Source organism: Capnocytophaga sp. CM59 (assembly GCF_000293175.1).
GTDB classification, from domain to species: domain Bacteria; phylum Bacteroidota; class Bacteroidia; order Flavobacteriales; family Flavobacteriaceae; genus Capnocytophaga; species Capnocytophaga granulosa.
Window position 1 is genome coordinate 14,532 of sequence record NZ_ALNN01000005.1, and the last position, 16,708, is coordinate 31,239.

At 41.0% G+C, this 16,708-nt stretch carries 18 protein-coding genes; 1 reads left to right on the forward strand and 17 read right to left on the reverse strand.

Annotated features, from left to right (window positions below; all coding sequences use genetic code 11):
- The 16 genes from HMPREF1154_RS01450 to HMPREF1154_RS01525 form a co-directional block, all read right to left on the reverse strand.
- Positions 1 to 1,416, reverse strand: a complete 1,416-nt coding sequence (locus tag HMPREF1154_RS01450) for a HEAT repeat domain-containing protein (RefSeq protein ID WP_009640759.1) — start codon at positions 1,414 to 1,416, stop codon at positions 1 to 3.
- A gap of 12 nt (positions 1,417 to 1,428) precedes the next feature.
- A complete protein-coding gene (locus HMPREF1154_RS01455) occupies positions 1,429 to 1,950 on the reverse strand; it encodes a hypothetical protein (protein ID WP_009640805.1) in 522 nt (173 codons plus the stop codon).
- Positions 1,950 to 3,140, reverse strand: coding sequence for an AAA family ATPase (locus HMPREF1154_RS01460; RefSeq protein WP_009640819.1), 1,191 nt, complete (start codon positions 3,138 to 3,140; stop codon positions 1,950 to 1,952). Before HMPREF1154_RS01460 ends, HMPREF1154_RS01455 begins: the two co-directional genes overlap by 1 nt.
- A 71-nt stretch (positions 3,141 to 3,211) precedes the next feature.
- Positions 3,212 to 4,594, reverse strand: coding sequence for an SMI1/KNR4 family protein (locus HMPREF1154_RS01465; RefSeq protein WP_009640878.1), 1,383 nt, complete (start codon positions 4,592 to 4,594; stop codon positions 3,212 to 3,214).
- A 52-nt stretch (positions 4,595 to 4,646) separates the two neighbouring features.
- Positions 4,647 to 5,300: a hypothetical protein gene (locus HMPREF1154_RS01470; protein ID WP_009640822.1), complete on the reverse strand. Its 654-nt coding sequence runs from the start codon at positions 5,298 to 5,300 to the stop codon at positions 4,647 to 4,649.
- Positions 5,301 to 5,344: 44 nt separating this feature from the next.
- Positions 5,345 to 5,554 carry a hypothetical protein gene (locus tag HMPREF1154_RS01475; RefSeq protein ID WP_009640801.1) on the reverse strand — a complete coding sequence of 70 codons (210 nt, stop codon included), beginning with the start codon at positions 5,552 to 5,554 and terminating at the stop codon, positions 5,345 to 5,347.
- Positions 5,555 to 5,564: 10 nt separating this feature from the next.
- A complete protein-coding gene (locus HMPREF1154_RS01480) occupies positions 5,565 to 6,617 on the reverse strand; it encodes an ankyrin repeat domain-containing protein (protein ID WP_009640862.1) in 1,053 nt (350 codons plus the stop codon).
- 137 nt (positions 6,618 to 6,754) lie between these two features.
- A complete protein-coding gene (locus tag HMPREF1154_RS01485; protein WP_009640777.1) occupies positions 6,755 to 8,146 on the reverse strand; it encodes an RtcB family protein in 1,392 nt (463 codons plus the stop codon).
- A 62-nt stretch (positions 8,147 to 8,208) separates the two neighbouring features.
- Positions 8,209 to 8,559 carry a 3'-5' exonuclease gene (locus HMPREF1154_RS01490; protein WP_009640799.1) on the reverse strand — a complete coding sequence of 117 codons (351 nt, stop codon included), beginning with the start codon at positions 8,557 to 8,559 and terminating at the stop codon, positions 8,209 to 8,211.
- Between the two features lie 4 nt (positions 8,560 to 8,563).
- A complete protein-coding gene (locus HMPREF1154_RS01495) occupies positions 8,564 to 8,944 on the reverse strand; it encodes a hypothetical protein (RefSeq protein ID WP_009640858.1) in 381 nt (126 codons plus the stop codon).
- A gap of 106 nt (positions 8,945 to 9,050) precedes the next feature.
- A complete protein-coding gene (locus tag HMPREF1154_RS01500; RefSeq protein WP_009640772.1) occupies positions 9,051 to 9,251 on the reverse strand; it encodes a hypothetical protein in 201 nt (66 codons plus the stop codon).
- Positions 9,252 to 9,268: 17 nt separating this feature from the next.
- On the reverse strand, positions 9,269 to 9,964 hold the full coding sequence (gene prfH / locus HMPREF1154_RS01505; protein ID WP_009640832.1) for a peptide chain release factor H: 696 nt from the start codon (positions 9,962 to 9,964) through the stop codon (positions 9,269 to 9,271).
- A 12-nt stretch (positions 9,965 to 9,976) separates the two neighbouring features.
- Positions 9,977 to 10,762: a hypothetical protein gene (locus tag HMPREF1154_RS01510; RefSeq protein ID WP_009640784.1), complete on the reverse strand. Its 786-nt coding sequence runs from the start codon at positions 10,760 to 10,762 to the stop codon at positions 9,977 to 9,979.
- A 431-nt stretch (positions 10,763 to 11,193) separates the two neighbouring features.
- Positions 11,194 to 11,805, reverse strand: coding sequence for a hypothetical protein (locus HMPREF1154_RS01515; RefSeq protein WP_009640757.1), 612 nt, complete (start codon positions 11,803 to 11,805; stop codon positions 11,194 to 11,196).
- A gap of 50 nt (positions 11,806 to 11,855) precedes the next feature.
- Positions 11,856 to 12,497 carry a hypothetical protein gene (locus HMPREF1154_RS01520; protein ID WP_009640791.1) on the reverse strand — a complete coding sequence of 214 codons (642 nt, stop codon included), beginning with the start codon at positions 12,495 to 12,497 and terminating at the stop codon, positions 11,856 to 11,858.
- A gap of 101 nt (positions 12,498 to 12,598) precedes the next feature.
- The gene (locus tag HMPREF1154_RS01525; RefSeq protein ID WP_009640780.1) at positions 12,599 to 14,080 is read right to left on the reverse strand and encodes a vWA domain-containing protein; all 1,482 of its coding nucleotides are present in this window, start codon (positions 14,078 to 14,080) and stop codon (positions 12,599 to 12,601) included.
- Positions 14,081 to 14,290: 210 nt separating this feature from the next.
- On the opposite strand from HMPREF1154_RS01525, the gene HMPREF1154_RS01530 reads away from it, so the two are divergent.
- Entirely contained in the window at positions 14,291 to 15,604 is a 1,314-nt protein-coding gene (locus tag HMPREF1154_RS01530; protein WP_009640811.1) for a hypothetical protein, read from the forward strand.
- 26 nt (positions 15,605 to 15,630) lie between these two features.
- On the opposite strand, the gene HMPREF1154_RS01535 is transcribed toward HMPREF1154_RS01530, so the two are convergent.
- Positions 15,631 to 16,689 carry an Acg family FMN-binding oxidoreductase gene (locus HMPREF1154_RS01535; protein WP_009640781.1) on the reverse strand — a complete coding sequence of 353 codons (1,059 nt, stop codon included), beginning with the start codon at positions 16,687 to 16,689 and terminating at the stop codon, positions 15,631 to 15,633.
- Between the last annotated feature and the right edge of the window lie 19 nt (positions 16,690 to 16,708).

The window sequence follows — 16,708 nt, forward strand, 5'->3', positions numbered from 1 at the left end:
TCACTTTCTTGCTTCCTCTATGGTAAGACCAAAAGGCTCTAATGCCCATTTGAGATTGGAAAGAATATAATCCTCGTCTTTAGAAAAACGCTTGGCTATCTCTTTGTAATAGGGCAGCAAGCGCTTGTCTTTTACCTTAGATAGTGCTTGTATAACTGTGTGTAACACCTTGTTATCACTCTCTTGTAGCCCTTTGATAAAAGTGTCAAGATATTGCTCTCTTTTCTTGCTTTTGCCCAGTGTATAATAGGCTGTTATACGGATTCGAGGATTTGCATCATCAGTAAAAGGAAGGATTACTTCCTCGAAATTGTCATCGCCTTCGGTGAGGAGGTAGGTAGCGAAATCAAACGTTTCCTCATCGGTAATAGAGGGCAAGAGTTCTTTTACGACAGGCACCCAGTCGGCACAGTGGTCTTGAGCATACCACCATATATACTGAAATACTTCCTTGGGCTTCTCGGTTACTAAGGTATCCAAATAAGGTTTGGCGCGCTTGTAGGAGGACAAGGTGAGTATTTCAATGAGAAAATCTCTATCCTCATTGTTTAAAGCAATGAGCTTTTCTACTTTGTCTAATACGGTATCAGACAAAGGCGGTCTTTTGTGATACACCCCATCGAGACAGTCGGTTTGGGTTTTGCGATCGTTGGTCTGCTCATATTCGGTGAGAAGCACCTCAGCAGCTTCGCCCCTGTGGTAGCCAAACCATGTAGGTCGGTCGTCCAAGAGTTGGCCAGAGATCACCTCATCAAGATAGCGTTCGTACCAATCCAAGAAATTGGTTTCAAAAGCAAATGTAGGTTGTATTAAATCCCAATTGACATTGACTACGCGTCCTGCATAAGGCCCTGTAAGCACCAAAGCGTGATAATAGGCACAGCCCTGACTTCCCAAGGGGAGCAGTCCGCCAAAGACTTTTCCACACTGTTGGGTATAGTCCTCCTCTGTTTGCGTTTCGTCCTCCTCTCGCTCATAATTTTCAAAACCTTCATCTTCTTCGTCATCTTCAAAATCCTCATCTTCTTCGTCATTCATTAATAGCGGACTGGAGAGGGCTTCCCATTCTTCTTTGGTCATATCGGGTGAGAGTGCACAAGGGGCTTTGAGGTAGGTTTCCGTTTGGTCATAAACAAGGTCATTCACTTGAGTACCGAAAGCATACAAGCCGTAATAAGGCCCTGCCATAGTGTCCAACTTCTGGGCTTTGGCATCGCCTATGGTTTGTACAAAGGCTCGGTAATCCTCAGGTAGGGATACGCCATATTTTTTTTCAAAGGCAAGGACTTCCGCCTCGCTTACGGGAGGGTTGAGGTGGTACTCATGTGTCTCGGCGCCAAATACTTCTAAGTCTTTATCGGCAGCTTTGGCTTGGGAGAGCTTTTGCTGAATGCGGTGGAGTTGTTCTTGATACATAAGGGTTAGGTTTTAGGGGATCATATAGGGGATTTTGATTCTGTTTTCTATTCGGAGGGTATAGCCTGTTTCTTGTTGAAATCGTTTCATCCTTGCTACATAACTACAATGTATTTTATTTTTATTCGCTATATAAGCTGCTTTAATATTATAATCTGCAATATTACAGTTCTTTTTAAAGTGATTTATTGTCGCTACAAGTTGCAAAGCCGCTTCTTTTATAAAATCACTTGCATTTTTTAGCTTTCTATCTTTTAATTCTACAAAAATAAGGTTATTCCCATCATACCCAAGCATACCATCACAACGTTTCTCCATTTTTGTAGGGTCATCGTCCCGCCAAATTTCAATACAGTTATCAATAGCTATGAAATAAACTTCTTTTTGGTCTTCATTCTCTATCTCTGCAATCCAATTATCCTGATTACTTATATCAATATAAGCAGGTTTCTGTGTTCCCTCTTCATCACATAACCCAAAAATCTTTTCAGAAGTAGCTTGCTGACATCGGTTATTAAAAAAATCTATTGCCATTATTGTTTTAAATCTAAAAGGTCTGCAAAAAGGTTATTGGTTTCATCTATTTGGAGATTTAACATATTCTCATCAGAAGGTATTCCATTATAATTGCCTAACAACTTCACAGTATTTCCTTCTTCATCAAATCCTTTTTCATCAAGTTCATAAATAGCTAAATCATCACTTTTTACAAGTGCTGAAATTGGTATAATCTTTCCTATCTGTTCTTTGTTTGCCTCGTTTTGTATGTTTCCTGCTTCCACAGCTACCGATATGTAATTGACCAAATAAGGGCTATGGGTGGTAATTATCAATTTGTTAGCAGGTATTTCATTATTGATTTTCAGCAAACTATAGAGCATATCGCGTTGCGAGGTTGGAAAGAGGTTTTGCTCAGGCTCTTCAACGATATTGACAAAAGAGGTTTTGTTAAATTTTTCAGATAAAGCGTTGGCTGCGCTACGTCGTTGCTCTTCTGTAAAATGAGGATTGGCATAGATTTCCTTGATTTGCTTTTCAAATCGTTTACGTTCCTCTATACTCATTGGTTCTGTCTTATCCTTTACACTATTTACTAAATAGTCAGACACTAAGAACAAAGGCACTAATGATTGGAACCCACTTGAGGCCTCTGAGAGTTGTACCCTATAGTCATCACCTTTTACATAGAGTGTATCTCTATTTTTATCGTATAACAAATAAGAGTCGTTGATGGGGAGCGGCATTTCGGTTACCTTTTCTTTAGCATAAGTATAGGCTGCCAAGAAATCATTCAAGGCAGCTGAAGCTACTTTTAGTTCCCTCATACTCTTCATATATGAAATAAAGTTCCGCTCAGAAGGCACATACATTAGCTGTGGAAGAGCATACGCCATCTCCTTCTTTTCAAAAGACAACTGTCCTTCCGTATAGGTAATTGAAAAAGCACTTCCTGTATATTGAATATAAGTATTTTCTTTCAAATAGTTCTCAAGGCGGTGATAACTTAGAAACAAGTCCCTAAAAGTATTATTTTTTTCAAACCATTGAGGATTATAACTTTCTTTAAACAAAGCCTTTTCTATCCACATAAAAGTAGCTATCAGTTTGGCAACGGTACTCTTCCCGCTGCCCTGATTACCTATGAAGAGGGTTACTTTTTTAATCTCTATAGGAGTTCTATGTTCTTTGATCGCTCCAAAGTTTCGTATGGTAATATTGCTCATTTTGTCAATGCCTTATTCTAAAGAACAAAAATACAACTTTTCAATCCAAAAGTCAAGAGATAATTGTTTTTTTACTTTCTCGCCTCTCCTATAGTCAGCCCAAAAGAAGCTAAACGGCGTTCTAAGTTACTAAGAATATAGTCTTTCTCTTTGGGGAAACGCTTGGCTATTTGTTTGTAATAGGGTAACAAACGTTCGTCGGTTATACCTGAAAGAGCTTGGATAGCTGCTCTGAGTACATTATTATCAGTATCTTGTAGTCCGCTAATAAAAACCTCCAAAAAGGCTTCCTTATTAGGACTTTTGGAGAGAGTATAATAAGCATACTCACGCATTTGGGCAATAGGATGATGCGTAAATGGAACGATAACAGGCTCAAAATTGCTGTTAGGACAGTCAGATATTATGGAACTTGCGCGCTTAAACACATCTAAATCCTCAATAGTAGGCATTTGTGCTTTTACTACTTCTACCCAGTCGGCATAATGTTTTTTTGCATAGAAACATATCATTTCCACTGCTTTTTTAAAATCCTCCTTTATCAAAGTGTTTAGATAGGGCTTGGCATGCTCATAAGAAGAGCGCAAAAGAAGATTGATAAAGAAGTGCTTATCTTCCTTATTCCAACTGATAATTCTTTCAATAGTGGGGAACGTTTCTGCTGGAAAAGGAAATTTCTTATGCCAAAGAGCATCCCTACAATTCCTTTGCTCTTGCAAATCGGTAGTTTGCTGATAGTCATTTAGAAGAATTTCAATAGTACCACGACGGTTATAACCAAAACGGGCTAAGGTGTTTCCTATCAAATCGCCAGAGATCACCTCATCCAAATAGCGTTCGTACCAATCCAAGAAGGTAGTTTCAAAAGCAAACTTAGGTTTTCTCAAATCAACATCTATATTCACCACACGCCCTGCATATTTGCCGTTGAGCACCAAAGCGTGGTACATAGAGCAGCCCTGAGAGCCTAGGGGTAAGAGACCACTATATACCTTTCCGTGAAGTGCTTCGTAAGTGGCATCGTCTAACAGAAATTCTGTATTGTTTACCTCGGCTTCTTGTTCGGCTATTTCAGCTTCCAAAAGTTCTCTGCTAAAAGCATCCCATTCTTCATCTGTCATATCAGGAGAGAGGGCACAAGGAGCTTTTAGGTAAGGAGTGCCTTCGCCAAGAAGAAATTGTTCTTGTGCTCTATCAAAATCAAAAAGTCCATAGTAAGGACCTGCTATCCTCTCTAACCTTTCAGCATTTTTGTCGCCTATAGTAAGTAGAAAATCGCGATAGCCCTCAGGCAAGGTAAGTTCGTACTTTTGCTCAAAGGCAAGGATTTCTGCCTCACTTACGGGAGGGTTGAGATGGTATTTGTGTGAGCTGGCACCGAATACTTCCAAGTCTTTATCAGCGGCTTTGGCTTGAACTAATTTTTGTTGGATACGGATAAGTTGTTCTTTCATTTGTTTTAAGTGTTAGAGGGCTGGCAAGTCAGACGAATTTTATTTTTTAATATTATTTCATTTTGGGGCGGAAAGAGCGTTTTTTGTCGAAGCCTTTGCTGTCTATTTTTAGCTCATTGGGCAGTTCGGGCGATTGCTCGGCTTGGGTTTTGAGGTCGGAAAGGTACTGCACGATGTGTTGCCATACAAAATCGGGATCAATATAGATACCGAGTTCCTGCAAACTAGGGTTTATATATACTTTTTGATTTTTCGTTCTATAATCACTCGTAATGAGTAGTAACGGTATTTTTGAGAGTTCTTCCCAAGACAAATGAGTTTCTTCCCTGATATGAAAACCATTATTCTCACGAATGAAATCAGCTGTATCTGAGAAATAACCTAAGCAGAGATTACTTTTATACTTATATTGTTTTCCATCTCGGAATTTTAGACAGTATCCGTCAAAAAAATAATACCTCCTTTTTTTTTCTTCTATATCTACTAAATCAAAATGGGTATAGATTTTATTTTGGGTAATAAAAAGATGTACCACTTCACTTCCTACATATAGTGTTGAATACAAGGCAAGGTTAGATTCTTCTGGAGAAATACGCTGTCTATCTACAATCGTTCCATTACGCCGGTCATAGACAAGGTTTTCGTCTATGCCGTACTCAGCGACTTTATAGTCGTAGTAATCTTTGAATTTAGAGATGATTTTCATTTTGTAATTTTATAGGAGCAGTATAAGAAATTCTCTTGTAAAGGTTACTTTATAACACTATCTATCTCCCAATGTTTTTCTTTCAAACAGCTAATAGCAAGGCAAGCCCCAATGGCATTCCATACCGAATAGTCAAAGGTAGCTTTTAGCCCTACGGAGGTGAGCATCGCCAAACCAAAACGATCGGCTACTGCTGAAAGCATAGCGGTACTTACTGCCAATCTCAAGAAAAGTTTGATGTATTTTGTCGCCATTAAAATATTTTTAGCACTTGTAATTCACTTTCCCCAAGGCGATAGGCTGAGGATTCTGCACGACCCAAGCGGTCGCTAATTCACATAAGCGTTGGGTGCCAGTACCATCGTCTTCCAAAATATGCTTTTGAATATCGGCTACTTCGGTAAGTTCATTTTCTGAAAGCGAATTGCCTTGTTGCAGATAACCACTAATGGCAGTGAGCATCTTGCGGTATTCCTTATCCCAGTTGCCCATAGCATTGCGCAAAAGTTCGTCATTCACCCTGCCTGCAATACGCACTACCTCTCCCTGCATGGTAGTTGCGCTACCACTACTGGGCACCAAAAGTGTCCATGCCTGCTCAAAACGTTCTTCCCATGTATCGCCAGTAAGTACAATAGGTGACTTGCCATCGTACTGGATACGGCGGGGTACGGGAGGCACATCAAAGAGTTTGTATAATCGTTGCAATCCTGCATCGGTTTCCTCCAAATACTCTGGGTTGAAATCGTTGCGGTGAAACTCAAAATCTTCTCCTATGCGGGTGATTTGTTCTTTGGCAAATTTGGTAGGCTTCGATCCTGCTTTGAGGTAAAGCTCAGCTGTTTTAGCAGCCTTCTCTATATAAGCATTTCTTAATCTGAAAAGCATACGCTCCAATGGCGTATTTCCTCTATCATCTTTTGCGTTAATATTGGCACCTTTTTCAATGAGTAATTGGGCTGCTTCGGCATTGTATTCAGCGAAGTGCAAAGGAGTATTCTTGTATTTATCCTGCGCCTCTATATCAGCACCTCTTTCCAAAAGAAGAGCTACTCTTTCTACATTATTCACCTGAACGTGATAGTGCAGCGGCGTACGGTCATACTCATCTTTTACATTAATGTCTGCTCCTTGGGCAATGAGCCAATCCATTAGCTCTAAAGGTATATCATAGAAAGAAAGGGCTGGTTTTTTGAATGAATAACGGTCGTACGCATTTAGCTCACATTCGTTGAACACCGCTTTAAGTGCATCTAAATCTTTGGCTTCTAACAATTCGTCGAAGTTTGCTGGTAGGGTTTTCTTTTTCTTGGCCATCTTCTTAAGTGAAAAATGAATAGTGAATAGTGAAAAATTATGGGACAAAGATAGTAAAAAATAGTGACAAGTGACGAGTGACAAATGACTAATTCTACTGTGCTATTAGTCACTTGTCACTTGTTGTTAGTCACTAACTATCTGTCCATACGTACAATTCTCGGTTGGAAAGTACCGATGATAGCTACCAAATCACTTTGAGAAGCCATGATGGTTTCTATGTTTTTATACGCCATAGGAGCTTCTTCGGCATTGCCTCCGATGAGGGTAATATCCTTGGCTTTGAGGGCTTTTTTGATATCAGAACTGGTAAAGCGGCTGCGGCTCTCATTGCGAGAGAAAGCACGCCCTGCACCGTGTGAAGCCGAATCAAAACTATCGGCATTGCCCTTACCGCGTACGATATAGCCTGCCTCGGTCATGGAAGCGGGGATAATACCCAATACGCCCTCCCCTGCTGGGGTCGCTCCTTTGCGGTGTACAATCACCTCCTTACCATCGTGAATTTCCTTCCATGCAAAATTGTGGTGGTTCTCAATACGTGCTCTCAAGCGACCGCCTACCGCACGAATAAGTCGGCGGTGAATGTCCTCATGACAAGCCGAAGCGTAATCACCCGCAAGGTTCATAGCTGTCCAATACTCTAACCCTAAGTGGGTAGAGAGGTCGAGCCATGCAAACTGTTGGGCTTCCTTCGGGAGCGGACATTGTTCGGCAGCTACGCGTACGTAATACTGAGCGATTTCCGCACCAAAACCACGTGACCCGCTATGCGAAAGTATACCGAGATATTTCCCTTTGGGCAAACCTATCTGCGGATCGTCGGCTAAAAGTTCTACCTCGCCAAACTCCACAAAGTGGTTACCACTACCCGAAGTACCCATCTGCTTGATGGCCTTATCCTTCAATCGTTTGAGGATAGGAATCAGTGAAAAAGTATCACGGTCGAAAATCTCGTGCTCTACATGCGACTTATGATGTTCGTACATACCAAACTTGGTATGTTCCATGAGGGCTTTCTCGTACTTATCTCGCGCCCCTGAGAGGTAGGACACAGGGATATCCAAGATACTAAGGCACATACGACAACCAATGTCCAAGCCTACTCCATAAGGAATCACAGCATTCTCCACGGCCAGTACGCCCCCTATGGGCAACCCATAGCCGCTATGGGCATCGGGCATGAGCGCACCCCCTACCGAAATAGGGAGTTTGAGAGCCGTGTAGAGTTGCGTTTTAGCCTCTTCGGTAATGTCGTCACCAAAGATATGATAAGGTGCTCGTGAGGCGTTGAGCTGTCTTTTTTCGGTTTTGGTAGATGAAAGCAGCGCTTCGGCTATCTGACCAAAAGTAAGATGCCCTTCGTACTGCACAGGATTTTTTAAAATGTCTTCAAGTACCGATTTTACATAAGCGGTATTCTTAGTAGCGAAATTGCGCTTCATCACTTCTAACGCTACATTAATAGATTGATTATTCGGGAAACCTAACTTGAGGAGGTCTTTCCCTTTGAGTTTTAAATTTGCCATAATAATTTGTTGATTTGTCAATGCCCCCGTTCCCCCGAAGGGGGACAATCTGGAGTCATTGGTTAATTAGATAGATAAGGAAGCACGATTTGCTGAATATCATTCAAAAAGGCTTCTCTATTCTCTTTAAATTTTTGTTTTCGTTTAAAAATATCGACGATAGTGCCAGAAAACTCATAACTTACTCCTTCCCGCGCTACGAGTTCGGGAGTAATGGTAGTAAGTTGGGTACAAAAAGGACTGATTTTGGAATGTGTAGGCTTTACCAAAATACCTCTGTTATCACTAATCTCACCTGTAAGGGTATCGAGCAGGCAAATGCCTATTTCTATAATTTCACTGACTTCTCCTTGGGGAGGTATTCCCTCCCAACAAGTCGCTTCTAAGTCTATAATAATGATTTTGTTTGTCATTGTTTTAATTTTTAATAAAATAGCTCTTATCTTTTGTGGGGCAATAGTAGAGCCTGAGCTTTTCTCCTTCTTCCAAAAGAATAGTAATCTCACTATTTCCAGCTACTTCTTCGGCAAAAATAGCGCTAATGTGTTTGCCTTTGAGTTGCCAAACCTCCGTAAGGTCATCAAAGCGATAGTCATCATCGTCCTCATCTACTTCATACTCATTCCAACACTCACAAAAAGCAATACCCACATCTAAAAAGAAATGAAAAATAGGTTGTCCTTCCGCTTTCAGATAGACGATTAAAACACCTCTATCATCAGGATTTACACATACCTTGAGTTGCTCTATGGGCAAACCATTGAGCACCGTAAGGTTGAAATGGGTATCTTGGTACATTCTTCCTGGTGCCCAAAAAATATGTTCATCTTCAGGGTTATATCCACTGAAAAAATGCTCAAAATAGCCCTTTGTTCTTCCCTCAGCATATAGTTGTATTAATGCTTTATCCCCCCTCTTCTACTGCCCACGCAGAGAGTAATTTAGCAGCAGATAGCTGTATAAAGGCATCTTCGTGAGTAAGTAACTTGCGTAAGCCGTCGATGCGCTCTTGTGAAATATCCTCTGGTTCGAGTTCTTCAGGAAAGGTAGTATAAGTAACCTCCTGAGGGATACTATATAAGAGTTCTTGTATGTATTTTTCCATAAGCTAACGACTAATGACTAACGACTAACGACTAATTTAATTTCCCTCTTTGCCTCTGCACGTTCTTTCTTATAGCTCTTTTCTACATAAGTACTTTTGAAATCGGTGCCTTTAAAAGTACGTACAGGGTTACCGCGTTGCACTTGGGTATGATTGCTCCAATGACTCTGCGATTGTTCAGCGAGTTGCTGAAGCTCCATTTCGGCAAGTTTTTCTTTAAGTCGGGCAAGGGCGAGTTTCTTATTGTCCAGTTGCGAACGCGAATCCTGTGCAAATACACTGATACCTGTGGGCAGATGGGTGGCGCGTACGGCCGAATTAACCTTGTTCACATTCTGTCCGCCATTGCCTTGTGAGCGAGTGGTTTGGAACTGTACATCGCGCTCTGAGAAAGTCTGACGTTGCAATTGGTCAAGTTCAAAAATGCCTATATACCAATTGCTGCGCTGGTGGAATTTGCGAAAGGTACTCTTGCCTACCCAACAGACCGTACCGAGCCAACTTTTCAAAAACGATGCTAACCCCTTGCCTTTGAGTTGCAGGGTAACCGATTTTACGGTGAGATTGGCATCGCCTTCCTCACGGCTAAGAATGGTATAGCTGATGCCTGCTTGAGTAGCTTCTTGTAAAAATATTTTCAGCACTTTGGCTACTACCCATTGGCATTCTAAAGGACCGCGTCCTGCGGTGATTTGTATGATTTTTTCTTCCATTTTTCTTTTTGTTTATAATTGCACATACGGCTTGCACTCTAAAAGCATCTCCCCTATTTCCATTGCTGAGGTGTGATACTTAAGAGCTGCGATTTCTTTCAGTGGGGTGTGCTTGTACTTTTCCTTAGGGTCATAACGCTTTTGGTATTGCCTCCATGAATAACTCCCTCCATAGATTTTGCTATGGATAATCCCCCAGTTCTTATGGTTACTTATGATCTTATCAAGCTCGGCAAGTTCTCGCTCTATGGCTACATCTACAGGGAGGTAGTGGGTGATCATATTAGGCTTTACACGCAGTTCAAAACGCCACGCTTCGGTAAACTCGTAATACGTTTCAAAACGGTCTTTTTGGCGATTGAAACACTCTATTCTTGCAAAATAGGCACGTTCCTTTTCAGTGAACTTCCCTCTTTCAAGGGCTCTTTGCCATTCCCATTGATTAAAAGCGTACAATTCCTGCTTACGAGCTATGTAAACACGTTTGCCTCGGCGCTTTTTCTTCTTCTGGAACTTGCGTGTATCGGCGTATTGATAGGTGTTGATTTTCTCTAAAAGTGTCGCGAAAAAGTCGGCTTGCTTGCCTTGTCGCACATCTTCTCTCAACACAAAAAAGCGTACATAGCCCTTTTGGTAAGGTTTTTCAAGTGGTACAAGTGGCAGGTTTCGCCTCTGCTTTTCTAGTACAGCATGTCGATTACAACATTCGCGCAGATATTTCTCATGGTCTTCTCGAGCAATGCGCTTGCGAGAACGCAAAGAACGTAGATGTGAGCCGTCAATATATGGATTTCCCATTGAATTAATAATTAATGATTAACGATTAATTTGCTTGGGATTTTTGAGAGAAGGACAAACAAAAAGCCCGAAGCAGTCGCTTCGGGCTTTTGTTATATGATAGAGTAATGCTACATCAAGTGAATACGCCACGAAGCGTTACCTTGCCAGCAAGGTAATTCTACGGTAATATGTAACTTGATATAGGTCATTTCTTTGTAAGTTTTATTTAAGGTTAAACAATAGCTGTTTGAAATCGGGGGCAAAAGTAATGATTAATGTTCAATGATTAATAGTTAATAACAAATAATTAACAAATTAAAAATAAACATCTTGTATCTTTACCATCTCTGACTTATGGGTTCCTCCTTTTTCCAATAGTCTTTATATAGACAGAAACTTCTCTTTACCCGTAGGCAAAGAGAAGTTTTTACTATTTGTTAATTAGCTATTTATCTTCGAACGGTTTCCGCATAGCCTTTTTTACTTTTAAAAACACGTACAGTGCCTTCAGGAGAGTTGTTATCTGCTACCTTAACAAGGCTCGTTAGTTGAAAATCTTTTATGGCATCTCCAGTAAACTCCCCAGAGAGTGCCACCAAGTCTCCTGCTTTGTCTATAAAAAAGATAGTGAACTTATCTCCTTCTCCCGATATAGCAGCATCTACCCCTTGAGCTGCATAAGTTGCTACAACATGGTTTTCATAGTCTATTTTTAGCTTAGATCCATTTTGTCCATAGAATCTATAGTAGAATCCGTCAAAGTTTTTCAAAGGGTCATTATTGCCAAGGCTGGTATGGATAAGTTCTAACTCTCCAGTGGTAAAAAGTAAACCAGGGAGTAGTGGCTGTACTATAGGAGGGTTCGTTCCTCCATAGATTGTAGCACCCCCATCTGCCATTTTCTGGATAAGGTCTTGAGAGACTACCTCAGTAACCGCTTGAGGGAAGTTGTTGTTTCTTATTCCTCCTTTTTTCTCATTGCTGTCATCTGATTTAGAGCAGGATACTACTGCAAATAAAGCACATATCGCTGTGCAAAGCGCATAAATGGTTCTTTTCATTTCCATCTATTTCTTTTAATTGTTTGATACTATATTCATTGGCCAATGAGCTAGTCTCCATTAGGGTATTCTTGCTTTTTTACAGCCAATTTACTTTGACTTACCCATATACGTATCGTTCCTTCTGGAACCATTCTCCCTGTTATATCTCCTGTTTTTTCTATTTTAAGGAATCCATACTGGAAATTCTTGATCCCTTCGGGGGTAATCTCACCTGAGAGTACAGACACATCGCGAGTTTTTATCTCCAAATCAGTAATATTCATGTCCAAATAAGCAGTAAACTTGTTACCATTACCCGAAATAATAGTTCCTCTTCCTCTGGCCTGATCATTAGCAGTAATAGCTTCATTTATATAATCTGTCTTTACTTTGGTGCCTTCTTGCTCATAAAATTTGAAGCGATAGCTCTCTATCTCTTGTCCTATAGGGTAACTATCATCCTTAAGGCTGGTATATATCATCTCTAAGATACCGGTGGAGAATATCCCCTCTATATTGGGTGGATTGGTTCCCTCATGAATAGTCATTCCATTAGCAGCCATTTTAGCTATATATTCCTCTGAAATAATAGCTCTTGCCTGGGCAGGGATATCAAATCGTTTGGGTTCGCTGTTATCTGACTTAGAACAAGAAACTAAAGCAAACAAGGCAAATACCCCCGTGCAGAGCGCATGCATCACTCTTTTCATATTTCTATTTTTTTAAGGTTATCAAGGGCAAAGATAATATTTAATATCTAATAATCAATAATTAATGACAAATAATTAACAACATAATTATTAGTCATTGATTACTTATTTTTAGCCATTAACTTCGCTCCTTCCACTAAGCGGACAAACTCCTTTCGGTAGCCTTCTTCATCTCGGCCGAAAGCATTCTTGGCCAGTTCTATTACTTGGTCATAGGAAGCTTGGGCTTTGTACTCGGAGTCTCTCAGCAGCAGACCAAACTCAGCCACTGCGGCAGCAAAGCGAAAATCATCGGAAGCCTGTGGGAGTTCTTTTAGGTTGTAGGTCAGCGGTTCTACCACTTCTCGGCTGGCAGCGTTGGCTTCTTTAGGGTCTTTGTAGCGGATTTTTAGGAAAGCTACCTCATTGCCCTTCCCTATTTCATTGAGTTGGCTGTCCTGATAGCGGAGGGAGGAGGTTACTTTTCCATCGGAAGGGACAATCTCATAGATAGCAGTAACGGTATGCCCTGCCCCTACTTCCCCTGCATCTTTCTTGTCGTTGGTGAAATCCTCATTGGCAAGCATACGATTTTCGTAGCCTAAGAGCTTATATTGCTTTACATACTTAGGGTTGAACTCTACCTGTAGCTTGACATCCTTGGCTACAGTAAAGAGAGTTCCACCAAACTCATTGACCAACACCTTCTTAGCTTCAGTAAGGTTATCTATATAAGCATAGTTACCATTGCCACTATCGGCTAAGGTCTCGGACATATCGTCTCGGTAATTGCCCATACCAAAGCCCAATACGGAGAGATACACACCTCCCTCGCGTTGCTTTTCAATAAAGGCTTTAAGGTCATTAGGATTGTTGATACCTACATTAAAATCACCATCGGTAGCTAGAATGATACGGTTGTTTCCTCCCTTGATAAAGGCCTTATGAGCTTGCTCATAAGCCAGCTGTATTCCTTGTTCTCCAGAGGTTGCTCCACCTGCCTCAAGTCCGTCCAATACCTTTTCTATCTTCTCTCGTTCCCTAACTGAAGTAGGTTCAAGTGCCACTTGTGTACCACTGGCATAGGTTACGATACTGACCTTGTCTTGTGGTTTGAGATTTTGAAGCAGGAGCTTCAAGGAGGACTTAAGTAAGGGTAGTTTGTTGTAATCCATCATAGAACCAGAAACATCTATCAAAAACACCAAATGAGAAGCAGGCGTATTGGAAAGATCTAAAGGCTTAGTCTTGAGACCAATACGCAAAAGATAATGTGTGGTGTTCCAAGGGGCTGGAGCCTGCTCGTAGCTCACTCGTAAGGGAGAGGGTGTTTGTGCATCGGGGGTAGGATAATCATAATCGAAGTAGTTAATCATCTCCTCTATACGCACTGCATCCTTAGGAGGAAGGGTACCCTGCTGTATCATACGGCGAATATTACTGTAAGCTGCCCTATCCACATCTACCGAAAAGGTAGAGACAGGCTGGGAAGAGACCTCCACAAAGGGGTTTTCCTTGATCTCCTTAAAGGTCTCTCCGCGCTCTCCCGTGGGCACTTGCATATCCTTTGTATAGGAAGGATACTGATATTCTGGGCTATACATCATATCATGGTTATTGCCACAGCTAAGCCATAGCAAACTGCCCAAAACTGTAAAAACAACTCTTTTTTTCATATTTGTCAATCATTATGGTTATATGGGACAAATATACAACTTTTTCTCTATTTGACAAAGGATTTAGCTAATATACTAATTGGCCGATTTACTAATTATTTGCTATCTTTGCCACTGTATTGTAATCCTTAATCTAAGATGAAAAAAGTTATTCTCTTTGGTTACTTATTTTGGGCTGTTTTGGTAGCCCTTTTTATCATCACTTTTCCTGACAGTATCAATAGCCTTGGTTGGGCGATCTATGGAGGTGGTTTTCTATTGGGATATTTCCTTTTGATTACCACCATTACCCTCATCTACTATAGTACAAAGTATAAAGCAGTCAAAATCATCAGCCTTATACTCGGCTTTGTCTTTTGTTCTGCTGTCTTTTGGTTCTCTACAGGAGAAGATACTATTGAGAATTACAAAAATGGTATTTATGCTACTAAAATGCCTGATAAATATATGTATTGGTACGATTATCTCTGGCATATCAATGATGACCATTTCTACTCTGATCTATCTCCTAAAAAAGAGTTGGAGTTTGATGAGCAAAAGGAGTATATGATTAATGGTTCCTCTAATATTTTCTTTTGTTCCAAGAACAAATTGTTTACTTATCATTATAATTCCTTAGATAACATCCTCTTTTTCGTAAAAATAAGCTCCAAAGGAACATCTGAAGAAAGGCTGATACACACCAAAACCGAGAAAACGGAGCAGAAAGGGGTCTTCTTAGGTAATTACTACATTGATTTTGATGAAAACTATTACCATACATGGTTAGTAGATAATGACACCTTAAAAAAACCTTTGGAGGAAGTACCTCATACCGAAAAATGGACGACTGAACAAAAGAGAACTTTCCTCTCTAAAGTACAAAAAGAAGCTACTTACTATTTTCTAAAGCATACTGACCGAAAGGATTATTACGACCTGAAAGAGTTCCCAGAGGAAGGCAACTATAAGGTCGTATTTCTATTAGAGGGCAAGTGGCAATTGGCACAGCTCTATTGCCAGAAGGAAGATTTCGCCACCCTTGAGCCAGCACGGGGTACACACCCTCCCTTTAGGCAAGCGCTTACGGATCGCTTTACTGCGCCTCCTATATATGCTCCAGCCAAAAATCTTCGCCCTGTGTATATACACAAAAGCAGCATCTATTCACCCGATGAGGACGATCGGAAGAATACGGATCCTCAGTTTGACAACAGTCATCTAGTAGAGGTCTATTTCGACATTAGTCAAGGGAATCGTATGGCCTACCTAAAGACCACTTATCTAATGCCTAAGGACTATCAAAAATTCCTCCGTGCCCCCAGCACCTTCCTGAAAAATGGAGATGAAGAAATGGAAATCTTCCATCGTGAAGCCCTCTACAGGCAAAAACAATGGGAGTATGCTATCTACTTCAATGGCAATGAGGTTTATCTTATAATTGAAAGATATGCTAATTATTTCACTCATTAGTTACACGGACCGTGAAACTTAGATCATTAATTGTTATGAATTCCATATTCTTCTTTCTTCACTTTTATAACTTCTCTAATATCTTTCCTCTTGGAGTAGGCCATAGGTTGGGCATAGCCAAGACGTAGGAGTATCTGGGGGTAAGCATGAGCTATAGGGAGATTTTCTCGCAGTGTAGCACTGATTTCAGGCACTTCACAAGGCTGGTTAAGGTAAGCATGAGCTATTCCCTCCTGAGTGAGCAAGAGTAAAAAGCGCTCAAGAGTGCGGCCTGTCTGTATCCAAGTGGCAATATCATTCTTCTCGGTGGTCAGCAGCACCATGTGTGAGGAGGATTGTATTTTCTTCAGGTCGGTCTTGTTCTGTGTCTTGGCCTTCAGGCTCGCCTTTACAATAGGTTCGGTGACCCAACGAGGCAAGTTGGGTGCTCCCAATACAGCATAGCTCAGCCCATCGTGGGTGCTCTCACTATGTTTCTTATTAAATCGAATCCATGAGAGGAGTTCGCTTTTGAAAGCAGGGTCTCCCATCTGCACGGTATTGCCTTGTAGTACCGCTTGGGTGAGGATCTCAAAAGGTGGAGTATCCTTGGCAAAAGTATGTATTTCAGCTTGTTCCTCAGCGGGTAGCTGTCCTTGATAAGCTTTTTCTATAAGTCCCTGCAACAAAACTGGGTCTATAGGCTTGTTTTCATACTCAGAGCGGTTTGTTTGTCTCTTTTCAATCACTGTCGCCAAGGGGTCAGGGATTACTGTATGAGATTTTTGTAAGTCTACCGTAATAACTCCTTCGTCACTGAAACTCACCTGGGGCTGGTAGTGCAATTCAGTAGCCTTCGTACAGAGGTTTTCCAGCGCACAACCCAAACTGATAAAGAGTTCGCGGTGCTGGCTATCCACCGCAGGAAGTGCCCTATCCAAATTGGGCGAGATCACAATGCTATGATCAGAAGTCTCAAACCACCAAGGCTGAGAGTTATGACCCGAAGGTGCTTGAGTAGCAGCCTTGATAAGAGTCAAGAAATCAGCGTTTTGGGCATAGCCTTTGGAAGTGGCAAGTGCCATCATAAAAGTAACGGGAAACATTTTGAAGTTCATTTTATTT